The following is a 14,983-nucleotide window of genomic DNA, read 5'->3' as shown; positions in this document are numbered from 1 at the left end:
CCGATGAGAACGGCGGGCCGATGCTGTGGCAGCACCTGTTCTGGTTCTTCGGCCACCCCGAGGTCTACATCATCGCGCTGCCGTTCTTCGGCATCATCACCGAGATCATCCCGGTGTTCAGCCGCAAGCCGCTGTTCGGCTACAAGGGCATGGTCTTCGCGACCCTCGCCATCGGCGCGCTCTCGCTCGCGGTCTGGGCGCACCACATGTACGCCACCGGTGCGGTGCTGCTGCCCTTCTTCGCGTTCCTGACGTACCTGATCGCGGTGCCCACCGGGATCAAGTTCTTCAACTGGATCGGCACCATGTGGCGCGGGCAGATGACCTTCGAGACGCCGATGCTGTTCTCGATCGGCTTCATGGTCACCTTCCTGCTGGGCGGCCTGACCGGCGTGCTGCTGGCCAGCCCGCCCATCGACTTCCACGTCAACGACAGCTACTTCGTGGTGGCGCACTTCCACTACGTCGTCTTCGGCACCGTGGTGTTCGCCGCCTACGCCGGCATTTACTTCTGGTTCCCGAAGATGTGCGGCCGGATGATGGACGAGCGGCTGGGCAAGCTGCAGTTCTGGCTGACCTTCATCGGCTTCCACACCACGTTCCTGGTGCAGCACTGGCTCGGCGGTGAGGGGATGCCGCGGCGCTACGTGGACTACCTGCCGACGGACACCTTCACGGCGCTGAACATGGTCTCCACCATCGGCTCCTTCATCCTCGGCGCCTCGGTCATCCCGTTCATCTACAACGTGGTGAAGTCCTGGAAGTACGGCGAGCTCGCCCTGCGCGACGACCCGTGGGGCCACGGGAACTCGCTGGAGTGGGCGACGTCCTCGCCGCCGCCGCGGCACAACTTCGTCGAGATCCCCAAGATCCGCTCGGAGCGGCCGGCGTTCGAGGCCCACTACCCCCACCTCCTGCAGCGGCTCCAGGACGAGGCGCACGCCGGCAAGCGGCACCAGCCCTACGCCAGCGAGCTGGTCGGGGGCACCGGCCAGCGCCAGGGTCCGAACGACCCCGACCCGACCTGAGAAAGGTCCCCCTGCCCCCCGTCACTCGCACGCTCGCGGCGGGACCCTGCAGGGGGCCGAACCTGAACCGGAGAGGCCCAGGACCGTCATGGTCCTGGGCCTCTCCGGTTCTGCGTTCCGGGCGTGCGGCACGATGACGGCGTGCCGATCGACCCCACGCCCCGCCTCCCGGTCGACGACCAGCTCCCCGGAGCACGTGCCGTTCTCACCGTGACCGGGGAGGACCGGCCCGGGGTCACCGCTCGGCTGTTCGCCGCGCTTTCCGACGGCGACGGCGCGCCCCTGGAGGTCCTGGACGTCGAGCAGGTCGTCGTGCACGGGCACCTGGTGCTGGGCGTCGTGGTCGCGTCGCTGCGCGCCGAGGGGGGCGGCCCGGACCCGGCGCAGGCGCTCGCCACCCGGTTGCGGGAACTGGCGGCCCGCGTGGCGGCGGACACGGGCATGGACGTGCTCGTCGAGCCGGCGTCGGAGCCGGACCACGGTCCCGCCGCGGGCCGTCCGCACCACGTCATCGTGCTGGGCAGACCCGTTCCTCCCGACGCCGTCGCCGGCGCGGCGCGGGCCATCGCGGGCATCGGCGGCAACATCGACGCCATCCGCCGGCTGTCGGACTACCCGGTGACCAGCTTCGAGCTCACCGTCTCCGGTGCCGAGGCGACGGAGCTGCGGACCGCGCTGGCGTCCGTGGCCGCCACCACGGGGGCCGACATCGCCGTCGAGCAGGTGGGTCTAGCGCGGCGCAGCAAGCGGCTGATCGTGCTCGACGTCGACTCCACGCTGGTCCGCGGCGAGGTCATCGACGAGCTGGCCGCGCGCGCCGGGCGGGCGGCCGACGTCGCGCGCATCACCGCCGCGGCGATGAACGGCGAGCTCGACTTCGCCGAGTCGCTCCGCGCGCGGGTCGCCGTCCTGGCCGGGCTGCCCGTGGAGGTGCTCGACGAGGTGCGCGAGCACCTGGTGCTCACGCCCGGGGCGCGGACCCTCATCCGGACGCTGCAGCGAATGGGCTTCCGCTGCGGCATCGTCAGCGGCGGCTTCACGCAGATCACCGATCCGCTCGCCGAGACCCTGGGCCTGGACTTCGCCGCCGCGAACACCCTCGAGGTGGTGGACGGACGGCTCACCGGAGGACTGGTCGGCGAGATCGTCGACCGGCCGGGCAAGGCACGGGCGCTGGCGCGCTTCGCCGAGCAGTACGGCATCCCGATGGACCAGACGGTGGCCGTCGGCGACGGCGCCAACGACCTGGACATGCTCAACGCCGCCGGCCTGGGCATCGCGTTCAACGCCAAGCCGTTCGTGCGCGAGCAGGCGCACACGGCCCTCAACCAGCCCTACCTGGACGCCGTCCTGCAGGTGCTCGGCTTCACCCGCGACGAGGTGCTCGACGCCGTGCCGTGAGCGGTCGAGATCTGCACACTCGACCCCATCAGCGGGCTGATGAGGGCGAGTGTGCAGATCTCGCCGAGTCAGGGCCGGTGGACGGTGCCCTCGAGCTGCACGCCCGCCGTACGCAGCTGGTCGAGCGCCGCCTCGGTCGAGCCCTCGGCCACACCCGCCGTGAGCGGGAGGAGGACCCGCGTCGCGAAGCCGTTCGCGACGGCGTCGAGGGCGGTGGCCCGCACGCAGTGGTCGGTCGCGATGCCGGCGACGTCGACCGCGTCCACGTCGCGCTCGCGCAGCCAGTCGGCCAGCGGCACCCCGCCCGCCCGGCCCTCGAACCCGGAGTAGGCGGCGGCGTACTCGCCCTTGTCGAACACCGCCTCGATCGGCGTCCGGTCCAGCGCCTCGTGCAGCTCCACGCCGCCGGTGCCGACCACGCAGTGCGCGGGCCAGGTGTCGAGGAAGTCCGGCTGATCGGCGAAGTGGTGCCCCGGATCGATGTGGTGGTCCCGCGTCGCCACCACGTGGGCGTACTCGCCGGCCGCCGTCCGGACGTGCTCGGTGATGGCCGCGGCGACCGCCGTCCCGCCGGCGACGGCGAGGCTGCCGCCCTCGCAGAAGTCGTTCTGCACGTCCACCACGATCAGTGCGCGGGCCATCTGACCAGTGTGCCTCCTGCTCATGCCGGAACGGTCTCGAGCACGGGCTCTCCCCGTGACAGCGCCCAGCCTTCCGCGGGCAGGGCCTGGCGGACCCGCTCGTGGTGCGCCTTGGCGCGGGCCAGTGCATCCGGCGGGCTGAGCGGCTCGCACAGCTCACCACCGCGCACCAGAGGGACCACGAGGTCGCGGTCGCCGTCCTGCGCGGCGACCGGGGCGCTGCTGACCACCTCGGCGGTCGCGATGCCGTCGCCGTCGTGCCGGCGCACGGCGTGCTTGCGCCCGCCGACGGAGCGCTTCCCCTCGTACCTCTTCGCCACGGGCACGCCGTCACGCTCGACCAGCTTGTAGACCATGCCGACGGTCGGCGCGCCCGAGCCGGTGACCAGCGAGGTGCCCACCCCGTACCGGTCCACCGGGGCGGCCATGAGCCCGGAGATCGCGTACTCGTCCAGATCGCTGGTGACCACGATCCGGGTCCCCGTCGCGCCGAGCGAGTCCAGCAGCTCCCGTGCGTGCGTGGCCAGCGTCGGCAGATCGCCGGAGTCGAGGCGGATGGCGCCGAGCCCGGTCCCGGCGACCTCGACGGCCGTGCGGATGCCCTGGTCGACGTCGTAGGTGTCCACGAGCAGCGTCGTCCCCGGCCCGAGGGTGTCGATCTGCGCCTGGAAGGCCGACCGCTCGTCGTCGTGCAGGAGCGTGAACGCGTGGGCGCTGGTGCCGCTGGTCGGGACGCGGTACCGCCGTCCCGCCTCGAGGTTGGAGGTGGAGGCGAAGCCGACCATGTGCGCGGCCCGCGCGGCGGCCACGGCGGCCTCCTCGTGGGTGCGCCGCGAGCCCATCTCGATGCAGGGGCGCTCGCAGGCGGCTGCGACCATGCGCGCGGCGGCGGATGCGATGGCGCTGTCGTGGTTCAGCACCGAGAGGGCCAGGGTCTCCAGCAGCACCCCTTCGGCGAACGGGGCGCGGACGGTGAGCACCGGGGAGCCGGGGAAGTACAGGTCCCCCTCGGCGTAGCCGTCGATGTCGCCGGAGAAGCGGAAGTCCGCCAGCCAGTCGAGGAGCCGCTCGTCGGAGAGGCCCTGCTCGCGCAGCGCCGCCAGTTCGTCGTCCCCGAACCGGAAGTGCGGCAGCGCCTCCAAGAGCCGCCCCGTCCCGGCGAGGACCCCGTAGCGGCGCCCGTGCGGCAGCCGGCGCGCGAACACCTCGAAGACGCAGTCACGCCCGGCGGTGCCGTCGGCCAGCGCGGCCGCGACCATCGTCAACTCGTACCGGTCGGTGAAGAGCGCGGGTGCCGGCGGGGGAGTCAGCCCGGTGTCGGGGCCAGGGGGCAGCTCGGGGGGCAGCTCGGGGGGCAGCTCGGGGGGCAGCTCGGGGTGCACAGCCATGATCGGGGAGCGTAGGCGGGTGCGGGAACCAGGGCAGACCGGCGTCCTAAGGTGGAGCCGTGGCCGGACCTCTCGCTCCCTCGTGGACGCCGGAGACCACGGTCGAGGAACGCGACGACCTCGACCGTCCCTGGGTGACGATCGTCTGGAACGACCCGGTCAACCTCATGACGTACGTGACCTTCGTGCTGCAGGAGCTCTTCGGTTACGACGAGCCCACGGCGACGACGCTGATGCTCCAGGTCCACCACGAGGGCCGGGCCGTCGTCAGCTCCGGCCCGCGCGAGAAGATGGAGCACGACACCAGCCGGCTGCACGCCTACGGGCTGTGGGCCAGCTACCAGCGGGACACGTGAGCGGGCTCGTGCGCCCACGAACGAGCACACCACGCCGGCGCGCGCCGGCGACGAGCGTCGGCGAGGAGACTGCGTGAAGCCCTTCCGCAGCGCCCGGGGCGGCGACGTCGTGGCTCGCATGGAGCGGGCCGAGGTCGGCATCGTGAGCCTCCTGCTCGATCAGCTGGAGCAGCTGCTCGACGCGGACGCCGACGACGTCGGTGGTGATCCGGTGATGGCCCGGCTGCTGCCGGACGGTCATCGCGGCGACCCGGAGCTCGCCGCCGACTACCGGGACCTCACCGAGGCCTCGCTGCGCAGCGGCAAGGCCGACGACCTCGCCACGGTGCGGGCGTCGCTGCCGGCCGAGGGGGGAGAGGTCCGGCTCGACGCCGACCAGGCCGCGGCCTGGCTGCGCACCAGCAACGACCTGCGCCTGGCCCTCGGCACACGGCTGGAGATCAGCGAGGAGACCGAGCCGCCGGACGAGATCACCGGCGAGGAGGACCAGCAGCTCGCCGTCTACTACTGGCTCACCGCGCTGCAGGGCTCGCTCGTCGACGCACTGGTCGCCGGACGCTCCGGCCGAAGCTGAGCACGACCATCAGCGCGAGCAGCAGGTCGAGGGCGAAGAACACGTAGACCATGCCGTGCAGGGGGACGTCGGCGATCGCTGCGCCGACCGACGACGCCAGCACCACCGCCGACAGGGCCAGGACCAGGAGCAGCACCACACTGCGCAGCGCGACCAGCAGGATGAAGGACGCCCGGTCGGAGGGCTCGTCGGCGCTGTAGCCAGGGCGCTTCAGGAGCCCGCGTGCACCCAGGACGAGCGCGGGCACGGGGAAGAGGAGCACCCCGGCCGCCACGAGAAGCTTCACCAGCACGTCACGCAACGTATCGGTCGTCGTCGTGCGGCCCTGCTGCAGGGGCCCGGCCGCGAGCCTGCGAGGGGTCGGGGGGCAGCAGGGTCCTTCTACTAGACTGCGGATGTGCTGCGCATCGACCGCGCGACCTACGACGCCATCGTGGCCCACGCCCGGAAGGACCATCCGGACGAGGCCTGTGGCGTCGTCGCGGGTCCCGAGGGCAGCGATCGGCCCGAGCGCTTCATCCCGATGCTGAACGCGGCGCGGTCCCCGACCTTCTACGAGTTCGAGTCCGGTGACCTGCTCCGGCTCTACCGGGACATGGACGACCGCGACGAGGTCCCGGTTGTGATCTACCACTCGCACACGGCCACCGAGGCGTATCCCTCGCGCACCGACATCAGCTACGCCTCCGAGCCCGAGGCCCACTACGTCCTGGTGTCCACCCGGGAGCACGGCGAGCAGACCGGTCTGGTCGACGACGAGGTCGAGTTCCGCAGCTTCCGGATCGTCGAGGGCGAGGTGCGCGAGGAGGACGTCGAGGTCGTCGAGTCCTACCTGTTCGGGCACACCCCGACGACCGTCGTCTACGACTGACAAAGGACCCTCCTGCCCTCACCGCGCGCACGCTCGCGGCGGGCCCCTGCAGGAGGGCCACCGACCCGAGCGCCAGCCGTGGAATCCCCGGCGGCGGGCGGGCGTTGGGCCGTCCAGACGCACGAACGCTGCTCCACAGCGGCGCCCCTCACATCCCAGCTCGCAAGGAGAACCGCACGCCATGGCCATCGAGGTCCGGATCCCCACCATCCTGCGCACGCACACCGGCGGCAACAAGACCGTCGAGGGCAGCGGCGCCACGCTCGGGGCGCTCGTCGACGACCTGGACACCCAGCACCCGGGCCTGAAGAACCGCCTCGTGACCGAGGAGGGCAAGCTGCACCGCTTCGTCAACGTCTACGTCAACGACGAGGACGTGCGGTTCACCGGCGCGCTGGACACCGAGGTCAAGGACGGCGACTCGGTCACGATCCTCCCGGCGGTCGCGGGCGGCTGAGCCCCCGCGCCCCTCTCACGGAAGAGCTCCCATGGCCCGCTTCGCCTCCCTCGTCGACTCCCTCGGCGGCACCCCGCTGGTCGGGTTGCCGAACCTGTCGCCCACCTCCGACGTCCGGCTGTGGGCCAAGCTCGAGGACCACAACCCGACCGGGTCGATCAAGGACCGCGCGGCGATCGCCATGATCGAGGCGGCGGAGAAGGACGGGTCGCTCCAGCCCGGCGCGACCATCCTGGAGCCGACCAGCGGCAACACCGGGATTTCCCTGGCCATGGTGGCCCGGCAGCGCGGCTACAAGCTGATCTGCGTCATGCCGGAGAACACCTCGGTGGAGCGGCGCCAGCTGCTGGAGATGTACGGCGCGCAGATCATCTCCTCGCCGGCCGCCGGTGGGTCGAATCAGGCGGTCGCCGTCGCGAAGGGTCTCGCCGCCGAGCACGACGACTGGGTCATGCTCTACCAGTACGGCAACCCGGCGAACGCCCAGGCGCACTACGACGGCACCGGGCCCGAGATCCTGGCCGACCTGCCGTCGATCACGCACTTCGTCGCGGGCCTGGGGACCACGGGCACGCTCATGGGCGTCTCCCGCTTCCTGCGCGAGCACAAGCCGGGCGTGCAGGTGATCGCCGCCGAGCCGCGCTACGGCGAGCTGGTCTACGGCCTGCGCAACATCGACGAGGGCTTCATCCCCGAGCTCTACGACGCCTCGCTGCTGGACTCGCGGTTCAGCGTCGGGCCCGACGACGCCATCCACCGCACCCGCCAGCTCGTGGAACGCGAAGGGATCTTCGCCGGCATCTCGACCGGGGCGATCCTGCACGCCGCCCTCGGCATCGCCGACAAGGAGGTGGCGGCAGGCCGGCACGCCGACATCGTGTTCATCGTCTGCGACGGCGGCTGGAAGTATCTCTCGACCGGCGCCTACGCCGGCACGCTCGAGGAGGCGACCTCGGCGCTGGAGGGTCAGCTCTGGGCCTGAACCGGACCGGCCCGGTCCGATCCGGTCTCCGGGGCGTCGGAACCGGCCGCTAGCCTGGCCCGCGCCATGAGGACGCGACGGGGGGAGGCGGCGTGAAGCTCACCGTCGTCGGCTGCTCGGGCAGCGCTCCCGGGCCGCGGTCCGCCGCGTCCTGCTACCTCGTGGAGCACGAGGGGTTCCGGCTGCTGCTGGACCTCGGCAACGGGGCCTTCGGTGCCCTGCAGGGCCTCGCCGACCCCGACTCGATCGACGCGGTCTACCTCTCCCACCTGCACGCCGACCACTGCCTCGACGTCGCCCCCTTCGTCGTCTGGCACCGGTACTCCGGGCGTGCGACGAAGAAGCAGATCCCGCTGTACGCCCCCGTCGCGGCCGAGCGCCGGCTCGCCCTGGCCTACGACGCCGGCGGAGAGGGCATCACCGACGTCTTCGACTTCGTCCCGGTGGGCCCCGGTGCGTTCACGCTCGGCCCGTTCGAGGTGGCGCTCGCCCGCACCGCGCATCCGATCGAGTGCTACGCCATCCGGCTCACCGCGGGCGGCCGGTCGATGGTCTACACCGGCGACACCGGACCGAGCGAGCGCGTGGTCGAGCTCGCCCGCGGTGCCGACGTGCTGCTCGCCGAAGCTGCGCACCCGCCCGGCGGCGACCTGCCCGCAGGCCTGCACCTGACCGGCCGGGAGGCGGGCGAGCACGCCGCGGCCGCCGGGGTGGGTCGCCTGCTGCTCACACACATCCCTGCCTGGGTGGACGAGATCGGCCAGCTGTTCGCCGCCAGCGCGGTCTTCTCGGAGACGGAGCTGGTGCGCTCCGGCGCCACCTACGAGATCTGAGGCAGGGGCCCTCCGGCCCCCACCACTCGCGAGCTCGCGGCGGGCCCCGGCAGGAGGGCCACTTGCCCAGGTGGCGTGGAGGCGGCACGGTGAGCCGCGTGGTGGACGAGGAGCGGGACGGCGTCCGGTTGACCTCCCTGGACTCACCACTCGGGGACGGGCTCGAGGTGACCAAGCGGGACCTGGTCGACTACGTCGACGCCGTCGCCGAGCGGATGGTGCCGCTGCTGGCGGGCCGGCCGCTGTCGGTGAAGCGGGTCCGGCCGGGGCAGCCGCCGTTCATGCAGCGCAACGTGTCCAAGGGCGCGCCGGACTGGGTGCGCACGGCGCCGATGTGGTCGGAGGGCTCGCACCGGGAGATCCACCAGGTGCTGGCCGACGACCGGCGCACGCTGCTGTGGCTGGCCAACCAGCGCGCCGTCGAGCTGCACGTGCCGTTCTTCCGGGTGGACGACGGCCGGCCCACCGGTCTGGTGCTCGACCTGGATCCGCCGGAGGGCGCGGACTTCGCGACCGTCGTGGCCGTCGCGCGCCTGGCCCGGCAGGCCCTGGACGACGCCGGGTTGGCCGGCGCGGTCAAGACGAGCGGCTCCAAGGGCCTGCACGTGGTCGTCCCGGTCCGCGAGGCCCCGTTCGAGGACGTCGCCGCCGCGACGCGGGCGCTGGCCGCTCGGACCGCCGCACTGGACCCGGACACCGCCACGACGGCCTACCTCCTCGAGGACCGGGGCGGCCGGGTGTTCGTCGACTCCACCCGCTCCGGCCAGGCGACCATCGTCGCGGCGTACAGCCCGCGCATCCGCCCGGGACTGCCGGTCTCCTTCCCGGTGGGCTGGGACGGACTGGACGACGCCCGGCCGGGCGACTTCACGGTGACGACCGCCCCCGGCCTGCTGGGGAACCGCGACCCCTGGGCGGAGGCGCTGTCCGAGCCGCAGTCGCTGCCGGCCGACCTCGTGGCCGAGGGGCACGCGATCCCCGTGGCGCGGGTGCAGGCCATGCACGAGGGAAAGCGCCGCAAGCGCGCAGCGCGGGAGGCCGACGGCGGCTGACTCCTCGGCGCGGTCGGTCCGGCTGCAGCCGGATCTGGATGCCGTCCACGCACGCAGCGGGCTGCTGTGGTGGCGCCTCGGCGGCCGGTTCGATGGCCGTCACCCGGGTGACCGGCGCGGTGAGTCGGGCCCCGGCGCAGTCGCAGACAGGCTGAAGGACGCACCCGTGAATGCCGTCGAGATTCCGGTCACATCGCCGTCGACGAGCGTGCCACACTCCGGCCGTGGTCCGGACGGTGACGGGTGAGTCCGTGCTCTCGCGCGCGGTCCGGATCTTCGACGCCTTCTCCGTGGACGACCAGGCCCTCCAGGTCTCCGAGATCGCCCGGCGGACCCGACTGCACATCGCCACCGCCTCCCGGCTGATCGGTGAGCTCGTCGCGCACGGACTCCTCGAGCGCGGGCCGGACCGGGAGGTGCGGATCGGCGTCCGGATGTGGGAGCTGGCCTCCCGAGCGTCGCCGACCCTGTCGCTCCGCGACGCAGCCATGCCGTTCCTCGAGGACCTGCACGCCGTCATCGGTCATCACGTGCAGCTGGGCGTCATGGACGGCGACCAGGTGCTGTTCATCGAGCGGCTCAGTGCGCGGGACGCGGTGGTGAACTACTCGCGCATCGCCGGCCGGTTGCCTGCCCACATCTCGTCCTCGGGTCACGTCCTCCTCGCCTACGGGCCGCGGGAGCGGCTCGAACGGGTGCTCGCAGCGCCGTTGGACGGGTACACGGCGCACACGATCACCAGCGCCGACGACCTGCGCAGTGCGCTCGCGAAGGTGCGCAGTCAGGGGTTCGCGATGTGCCCCGGGCACGTGCACGAGGACGCCGCGGGAATCGCGGTGCCGGTCCGCAACGGGCTGCAGGAGGTCGTGGCCGCGCTCTCCGTCGTGGTGCCGAACGACGACCGGTTGATGGCACACGCGCCGCTCCTCATGGCCGCCGCGCGCGGGGTGACGCGGGCCCTCTCGGCGCCGCATCTGGTCGACGGCGGCCCGGACCACTCTCAGTCAATGAGAGGGGATTGGCGCCTCGTGTGACGTGCACCTCATGCTCCCGCTCATATCTGCGAAGGGGCTGAGGGTGAGCGGGGCAGAGGCAGGACGCACGACCGGGTCATGCGCGACCGCCGCACGTGGTCGGCGCTCGTGAAGGTCGCGGACGTCGTCGGGCGCACGCTCGCGGCGCTCGGCGTCCGGCAGGTGTTCGGCGTCGTCGGAAGCGGGAACTTCCACGTCACGAACGCCCTCATCGCCGGGGGTGCGGGCTTCGTGGCCGCTCGGCACGAGCACGGGGCGACGGTCATGGCCGACGCTTTCGCTCGTGCGACCGGTGAGGTCTGCGTCGTCAGCCTGCATCAGGGGTGCGGTCTCACCAACGCGATGACCGGTCTCGTCGAGGCGGCCAAGAGCCGCACACCCGTCCTCGTGGTCACCGGGGACACGCCTCCCACGCAGACGACCTCGAACTTCTGGATCGAGCAGGCCGCCGCGGTCACCGCGCTCGGTGCGACGTCAGAGCGAGTGCACGGGGCCGGTACCGCGGTGGCCGACACGGCCCGGGCCTACTCGCGGGCCCTCCTGGAGAGGCGCACCGTCGTCCTCAACCTGCCCCTGGACGTGCAGCAGGAGGACGTCGAGGGGGACGGCGGTGCGGTGCCCACCGTGCCCCAGCGGATTCGCCCTGCCGCGTCGCCCGAGAGCGTGGGACGTCTCGCCGACCTCCTCGCGAGTGCCGAGCGCCCGGTCCTGGTCGGCGGACGCGGGGCTCTGGCCGCCCGCCGGGAGATCGAGCAGCTGGCGGAGGACTGCGGGGCGCTGCTCACCACGTCGGCGGTCGGCCGCGGGCTGTTCGCCGGGAACCCCTGGTACCTGGACGTGATGGGCGGTTTCGCGACCCCGGTGGCGGGTCAGCTGATCTCCGACGCGGACGTCGTCGTCGCATTCGGCGCGAGCCTCAACCGCTGGACGACCCGGGACGGCGCACTGGTCCGCGGGAAGACCGTCGTCCAGGTGGACCTCGAGCTGGAGGCCATCGGTCGGCACTGTCCGGCCGACGTCGGGGTCGTCGGCGACAGCGCGCTCACCGCCGCCGCTGTCGACGCCGAGCTGAGGCGCCGCGGCCACCCGGGCGCGGGGTACCGCACGGCCGAGGTCCACGAGCGGATCGACGGCGGCCGCCGCTGGCAGGACGAGCCGTTCGACGACACGTCCGACGGGCAGCGGATCGACCCTCGCGCGCTGACGATCGCCCTGGATCGGCTGCTGCCCCGGGAACGGGTGGTCGTTCCGGACGGCGGCAACTTCAACGGCTACCCGGCGATGTTCCTCGACGTGCCGGACGCCCGCGGCTACTGCCTGCCGCTCGCCTTCCAGTCCATCGGGATGGCGCTGGCGGCGGCGATCGGGTGCGCGGTCGCCACTCCCGACAGGACTGTGGTCGCCGGGATCGGCGACGGCGGTTTCATGATGAGCCTCGCCGAGCTGGACACCGCGGTACGCCTGGCCCTGCCCCTGGTCGTGCTGGTCTACGACGACGCCGCCTACGGCGCGGAGGTCCACCACTTCGCTCCCGAAGGCGCGGTGCTGGACACCGTCGTCTTCCCGGACACGGACCTGGCCGCCATCGCGCGCGGTTTCGGGTGTGACGCCGTCACGGTCCGCACCCTGGAGGACCTCGAGAAGGTGCGGACGTGGGTCGACGGTCCGCGCCGGGCGCCGCTGGTCGTCGACGCCAAGATCACCAGCTTCCCGTCCTGGGTGCTGGCCCACGCTTTCACAGGCGGGTGAGACCTGTGAGATCTCAGAGAGGACACGTCATCCATGCACGTTCCTGAGCACCGCGGCCGCCGGTACGGCACCGTCGCACTCGTCTGCGCGACTGCCCTGGTCCTGGCTGCCTGCGGCTCCTCCGAGGAGGAGGGTGACGGCGGCGGCGAGGGTGGCGGCGCGACCGCAGTGACCGTCGGCTACTTCCCGCTGGTGCACACCGCGTCCGCTGTGCAGGCGCAGGAGGCCGGCCACTTCGAGGACGAGGGGTTGGAGGTGAGTCTGGAGCAGACGTCAGGTGGGGCGCAGGCAATCCCCTCGTTGATCGCCGGCGAGTACGACATCACCTACGGCAACTACACGTCCGCGGTCCTCGCCGCGCAGCAGGGACTGCCGATCCAGATCATCGCCGGCAACGACGTGGGCGCCGACGACCACGCGATCATGGTCGCCGCCGACTCCGCCTACCAGGCGCCGGCCGACCTCGAGGGCGCCCGCATCGCCGTCAACAACCTGCAGAACATCGGCACTGTCGCCGTCAATGCCGTGCTGGAGGACGAGGGGGTCGACATCTCCACGATCCAGTTCGTCGAGCTGCCCCTCCCGGACATGGCACCGGCCCTGAGCAGCGGCGACGTCGACGCGATCTGGCAGGTCGAGCCCTTCCAGGCCGCTGCGCTGGGCGCTGGGCACCGGGTCCTCTTCCCGCTGTTCAGCGGACCGGTGGAGGACATGCCGGTCGCAGGATGGTTGACCACCACTCAGTACGCCCAGGAGAACCCCGACGTGATCGAGGCGTTCCGGGCGGCCATCTCGTCGTCCATGGACGAGTTGCAGGACAATCGGGAGCGGCTCGTCGAGCTCGTGCCGACGTACAGCCAGGTGCCGGCCGAGGTCGTGGAGCAGGTCGCCCTGCCGCGGTGGGAGGCCGAGGCGGACGAGGAGCAGCTGCAGAAGATGGCGGATCTGATGCTCGAGTACGGCATCCTCGACGAGGAGTTCGACGTCGGGGACGTCCTCTCGCCCTGATCAGGCACGAGGCACGGCGCTGCCGCGCGCTGTCCCCAGCCGGGCGCTGGGTCCACAGGTCCTCCGCGACCTGGACGTTCTGTCGGTCCTCCGGCGGACGCTGTGGCACATGACGCACGACCCGCAGACCATCGCCTGGCTCGACCAGGAGGACGCCCACCTCGCGCAGACCATCCGGGCCCACCGCTGGGCGGTGCAGTACGTCGGCTCAGGGGAGGAGCCCGGGGAACCGGCCTTCGGCTACACGATCGGTCTCTTCGGGCTCGGGCACCCGGAGCTCGTCATCGTCGGGCTGGGCCACGACAACGCGCACGGCATCCTCGGCCGGGTGGCCGGGATGGTCGCCGACGGCCGGGATCTCCTCGGAGGCGAGCTGCTGACCTGGGCGGACCGGGCCGGGCGGATCGTCGTGGAGGCCCTGCCCAACCCGGGCGAGGTGGTGCTGGCCGCGAACCGCTTCTACGAGCGCCCGGTCGAGTACTCGGTGCCCGCCTACCAGCTCACCTGGGACCACAGCGACGGCACGTTCCCGTGGGACGACGGGTACCCCTGCGGCCCAGACTGCCAGCCGCGCCCCGGCACCTGGCGGGCGTGACCGCTAATCGATGCCGAGGTCGCGCATCAGCTTGGCGACGTGTCCGGTGGCCTTGACGTTGTAGGACGCCTGCTCGATGCGGCCGTCGGCACCCACGACGAAGGTCGAGCGGATCACGCCGACGACCTCCTTGCCGTAGAGCTTCTTCGGGCCGTACGCGCCGTACGCGCGGAGCACCGTCTTCTCGGGGTCGGACACCAGGGTGATGCCGAGCTCCTCCTTCTCCTTGAAGCGCAGCAGCTTGTCCGGCTCGTCGGGGGAGATGCCGATGATGTCGAGCCCGGCCTCGGCCAGGTGGCCGGCGTTCGCGGTGAAGTCGACGGCCTGCGTGGTGCAACCCGGGGTCATCGCCGCCGGGTAGCAGTACACGATCACCCGCCGGCCGAGGTGGTCGGCCAGCGAGACCGGATCGCCGTTCGCGTCCGGGAGCGTGAATGCCGGCGCCGGGTCGCCGGGGGAGAGGCGGGCGGGTGCGACATCGGTCTCGCTCATGGACGTGATCCTGCCGTGTCGGCCCGCGGGGGTGGCACCGGGGCAGACGAGGAGCCCGGCTCAGCCGGCGAGGAAGGAGAACCGGACATGGCGGGTGTGGTTGTCCACGTTGGTGTCGACCAGGCAGATCCGCTGCCAGGTGCCCAGCTGCATCAGGCCCTCGAGCACCGGCACGGTCGCGTGCGGTGGCACGAACGCGGGGAGGACGTGGTCGCGGCCGTGTCCCGCGCTCCCGTGCCGGTGACGCCATCGGTCGTCGCGGGGGAGCAGCTCGTCGAGCTGGGCGAGCAGGTCGTCGTCACTGCCGGATCCGGTCTCCAGGATCGCGATGCCGGCGGTCGCATGCGGCACGAACACCTGCAGCAGCCCGTCGGTCTCCTGCTTCACGAACTCGGCGCACTCGTCGGTCAGGTCCACCACCACGGGGACGCCACCGGTCCGGACCGCTCGCAGTTCCGATCGCATGGGCCGATCCTGGCGCTGCGCGATCACGGATGCACGGCGGCGGGTCGGTCCGGACGT

At 72.1% G+C, this 14,983-nt stretch carries 18 protein-coding genes; 13 read left to right on the top strand and 5 right to left on the bottom strand.

Annotated elements, in window-relative coordinates; all coding sequences use genetic code 11:
- Positions 1–1,028, top strand: a 1,028-nt coding sequence (locus tag CRP30_RS17925) for a cytochrome c oxidase subunit I (RefSeq protein WP_200814836.1), incomplete at its 5' end; no start/stop codon positions are given.
- Between the two features lie 141 nt (positions 1,029–1,169).
- On the top strand, positions 1,170–2,429 hold the full coding sequence (gene serB / locus CRP30_RS17920; protein ID WP_097185340.1) for a phosphoserine phosphatase SerB: 1,260 nt from the start codon (positions 1,170–1,172) through the stop codon (positions 2,427–2,429).
- Positions 2,430–2,497: 68 nt separating this feature from the next.
- Here serB and CRP30_RS17915 read toward each other — a convergent pair whose 3' ends face one another.
- Together CRP30_RS17915 and CRP30_RS17910 are read right to left on the bottom strand one after the other, a co-directional pair.
- Entirely contained in the window at positions 2,498–3,070 is a 573-nt protein-coding gene (locus CRP30_RS17915; RefSeq protein WP_097185339.1) for an isochorismatase family protein, read from the bottom strand.
- Positions 3,071–3,090: 20 nt separating this feature from the next.
- Positions 3,091–4,458 carry a nicotinate phosphoribosyltransferase gene (locus CRP30_RS17910; protein ID WP_097185338.1) on the bottom strand — a complete coding sequence of 456 codons (1,368 nt, stop codon included), beginning with the start codon at positions 4,456–4,458 and terminating at the stop codon, positions 3,091–3,093.
- Between the two features lie 59 nt (positions 4,459–4,517).
- Here CRP30_RS17910 and clpS point away from each other — a divergent pair, with 59 nt between their 5' ends.
- A complete protein-coding gene (clpS, locus tag CRP30_RS17905) occupies positions 4,518–4,814 on the top strand; it encodes an ATP-dependent Clp protease adapter ClpS (protein ID WP_097185337.1) in 297 nt (98 codons plus the stop codon).
- A gap of 73 nt (positions 4,815–4,887) precedes the next feature.
- Positions 4,888–5,388 (top strand): DUF2017 family protein, encoded by a 501-nt coding sequence (locus CRP30_RS17900; protein WP_097185336.1) that lies wholly within the window; start codon positions 4,888–4,890, stop codon positions 5,386–5,388.
- Here the strand turns inward: CRP30_RS17900 and CRP30_RS17895 are convergent.
- On the bottom strand, positions 5,327–5,680 hold the full coding sequence (locus CRP30_RS17895; protein ID WP_097185335.1) for a hypothetical protein: 354 nt from the start codon (positions 5,678–5,680) through the stop codon (positions 5,327–5,329). The two genes, CRP30_RS17900 and CRP30_RS17895, sit on opposite strands and share 62 nt — an antisense overlap.
- Before the next feature lie 105 nt (positions 5,681–5,785).
- On the opposite strand from CRP30_RS17895, the gene CRP30_RS17890 reads away from it, so the two are divergent.
- The 9 genes from CRP30_RS17890 to CRP30_RS17850 all read left to right on the top strand — a co-directional run bounded on the left by CRP30_RS17890 (position 5,786) and on the right by CRP30_RS17850 (position 13,969).
- Entirely contained in the window at positions 5,786–6,259 is a 474-nt protein-coding gene (locus CRP30_RS17890) for a M67 family metallopeptidase (protein ID WP_097185334.1), read from the top strand.
- 181 nt (positions 6,260–6,440) lie between these two features.
- Positions 6,441–6,716, top strand: coding sequence for a ubiquitin-like small modifier protein 1 (locus CRP30_RS17885; protein ID WP_097185333.1), 276 nt, complete (start codon positions 6,441–6,443; stop codon positions 6,714–6,716).
- Between the two features lie 31 nt (positions 6,717–6,747).
- A complete protein-coding gene (locus CRP30_RS17880) occupies positions 6,748–7,698 on the top strand; it encodes a PLP-dependent cysteine synthase family protein (RefSeq protein ID WP_097185332.1) in 951 nt (316 codons plus the stop codon).
- 92 nt (positions 7,699–7,790) lie between these two features.
- Positions 7,791–8,531, top strand: a complete 741-nt coding sequence (locus CRP30_RS17875; protein ID WP_097185331.1) for an MBL fold metallo-hydrolase — start codon at positions 7,791–7,793, stop codon at positions 8,529–8,531.
- An 89-nt stretch (positions 8,532–8,620) separates the two neighbouring features.
- Positions 8,621–9,583, top strand: a complete 963-nt coding sequence (locus tag CRP30_RS17870; RefSeq protein WP_235003514.1) for a DNA polymerase domain-containing protein — start codon at positions 8,621–8,623, stop codon at positions 9,581–9,583.
- Between the two features lie 224 nt (positions 9,584–9,807).
- Positions 9,808–10,617, top strand: coding sequence for an IclR family transcriptional regulator (locus CRP30_RS17865; protein WP_097185330.1), 810 nt, complete (start codon positions 9,808–9,810; stop codon positions 10,615–10,617).
- Between the two features lie 78 nt (positions 10,618–10,695).
- Complete coding sequence (locus tag CRP30_RS17860) at positions 10,696–12,366, top strand: thiamine pyrophosphate-binding protein (protein WP_200814835.1); 1,671 nt, start codon at positions 10,696–10,698, stop codon at positions 12,364–12,366.
- 33 nt (positions 12,367–12,399) lie between these two features.
- Positions 12,400–13,374 (top strand): ABC transporter substrate-binding protein, encoded by a 975-nt coding sequence (locus CRP30_RS17855; protein ID WP_097185329.1) that lies wholly within the window; start codon positions 12,400–12,402, stop codon positions 13,372–13,374.
- A 109-nt stretch (positions 13,375–13,483) separates the two neighbouring features.
- On the top strand, positions 13,484–13,969 hold the full coding sequence (locus CRP30_RS17850; protein ID WP_097185328.1) for a DUF4262 domain-containing protein: 486 nt from the start codon (positions 13,484–13,486) through the stop codon (positions 13,967–13,969).
- A 3-nt stretch (positions 13,970–13,972) separates the two neighbouring features.
- Here the strand turns inward: CRP30_RS17850 and bcp are convergent, their stop codons facing one another.
- Together bcp and CRP30_RS17840 are read right to left on the bottom strand one after the other, a co-directional pair.
- On the bottom strand, positions 13,973–14,461 hold the full coding sequence (bcp, locus tag CRP30_RS17845; RefSeq protein ID WP_097185327.1) for a thioredoxin-dependent thiol peroxidase: 489 nt from the start codon (positions 14,459–14,461) through the stop codon (positions 13,973–13,975).
- Positions 14,462–14,521: 60 nt separating this feature from the next.
- On the bottom strand, positions 14,522–14,926 hold the full coding sequence (locus tag CRP30_RS17840; RefSeq protein WP_097185326.1) for a YjbQ family protein: 405 nt from the start codon (positions 14,924–14,926) through the stop codon (positions 14,522–14,524).
- Between the last annotated feature and the right edge of the window lie 57 nt (positions 14,927–14,983).

It is taken from the genome of Blastococcus haudaquaticus, from assembly GCF_900230285.1.
In the GTDB taxonomy this organism is placed as follows: Bacteria; Actinomycetota; Actinomycetes; order Mycobacteriales; family Geodermatophilaceae; genus Blastococcus_B; species Blastococcus_B haudaquaticus.
This window is presented reverse-complemented; position numbering and strand designations above follow the sequence as displayed.

Bases quoted from the DNA above. Each gene is read 5' to 3' on its own strand.
- CRP30_RS17860 (WP_200814835.1), top strand. From the start codon at position 10,696: ATGCGCGACCGCCGCACGTGGTCGGCGCTCGTGAAGGTCGCGGACGTC.
- CRP30_RS17840 (WP_097185326.1), bottom strand. From the start codon at position 14,926: ATGCGATCGGAACTGCGAGCGGTCCGGACCGGTGGCGTCCCCGTGGTG.
- CRP30_RS17885 (WP_097185333.1), top strand. From the start codon at position 6,441: ATGGCCATCGAGGTCCGGATCCCCACCATCCTGCGCACGCACACCGGC.
- CRP30_RS17880 (WP_097185332.1), top strand. From the start codon at position 6,748: ATGGCCCGCTTCGCCTCCCTCGTCGACTCCCTCGGCGGCACCCCGCTG.
- bcp (WP_097185327.1), bottom strand. From the start codon at position 14,461: ATGAGCGAGACCGATGTCGCACCCGCCCGCCTCTCCCCCGGCGACCCG.
- CRP30_RS17855 (WP_097185329.1), top strand. From the start codon at position 12,400: ATGCACGTTCCTGAGCACCGCGGCCGCCGGTACGGCACCGTCGCACTC.
- CRP30_RS17850 (WP_097185328.1), top strand. From the start codon at position 13,484: ATGACGCACGACCCGCAGACCATCGCCTGGCTCGACCAGGAGGACGCC.
- CRP30_RS17910 (WP_097185338.1), bottom strand. From the start codon at position 4,458: ATGGCTGTGCACCCCGAGCTGCCCCCCGAGCTGCCCCCCGAGCTGCCC.
- CRP30_RS17915 (WP_097185339.1), bottom strand. From the start codon at position 3,070: ATGGCCCGCGCACTGATCGTGGTGGACGTGCAGAACGACTTCTGCGAG.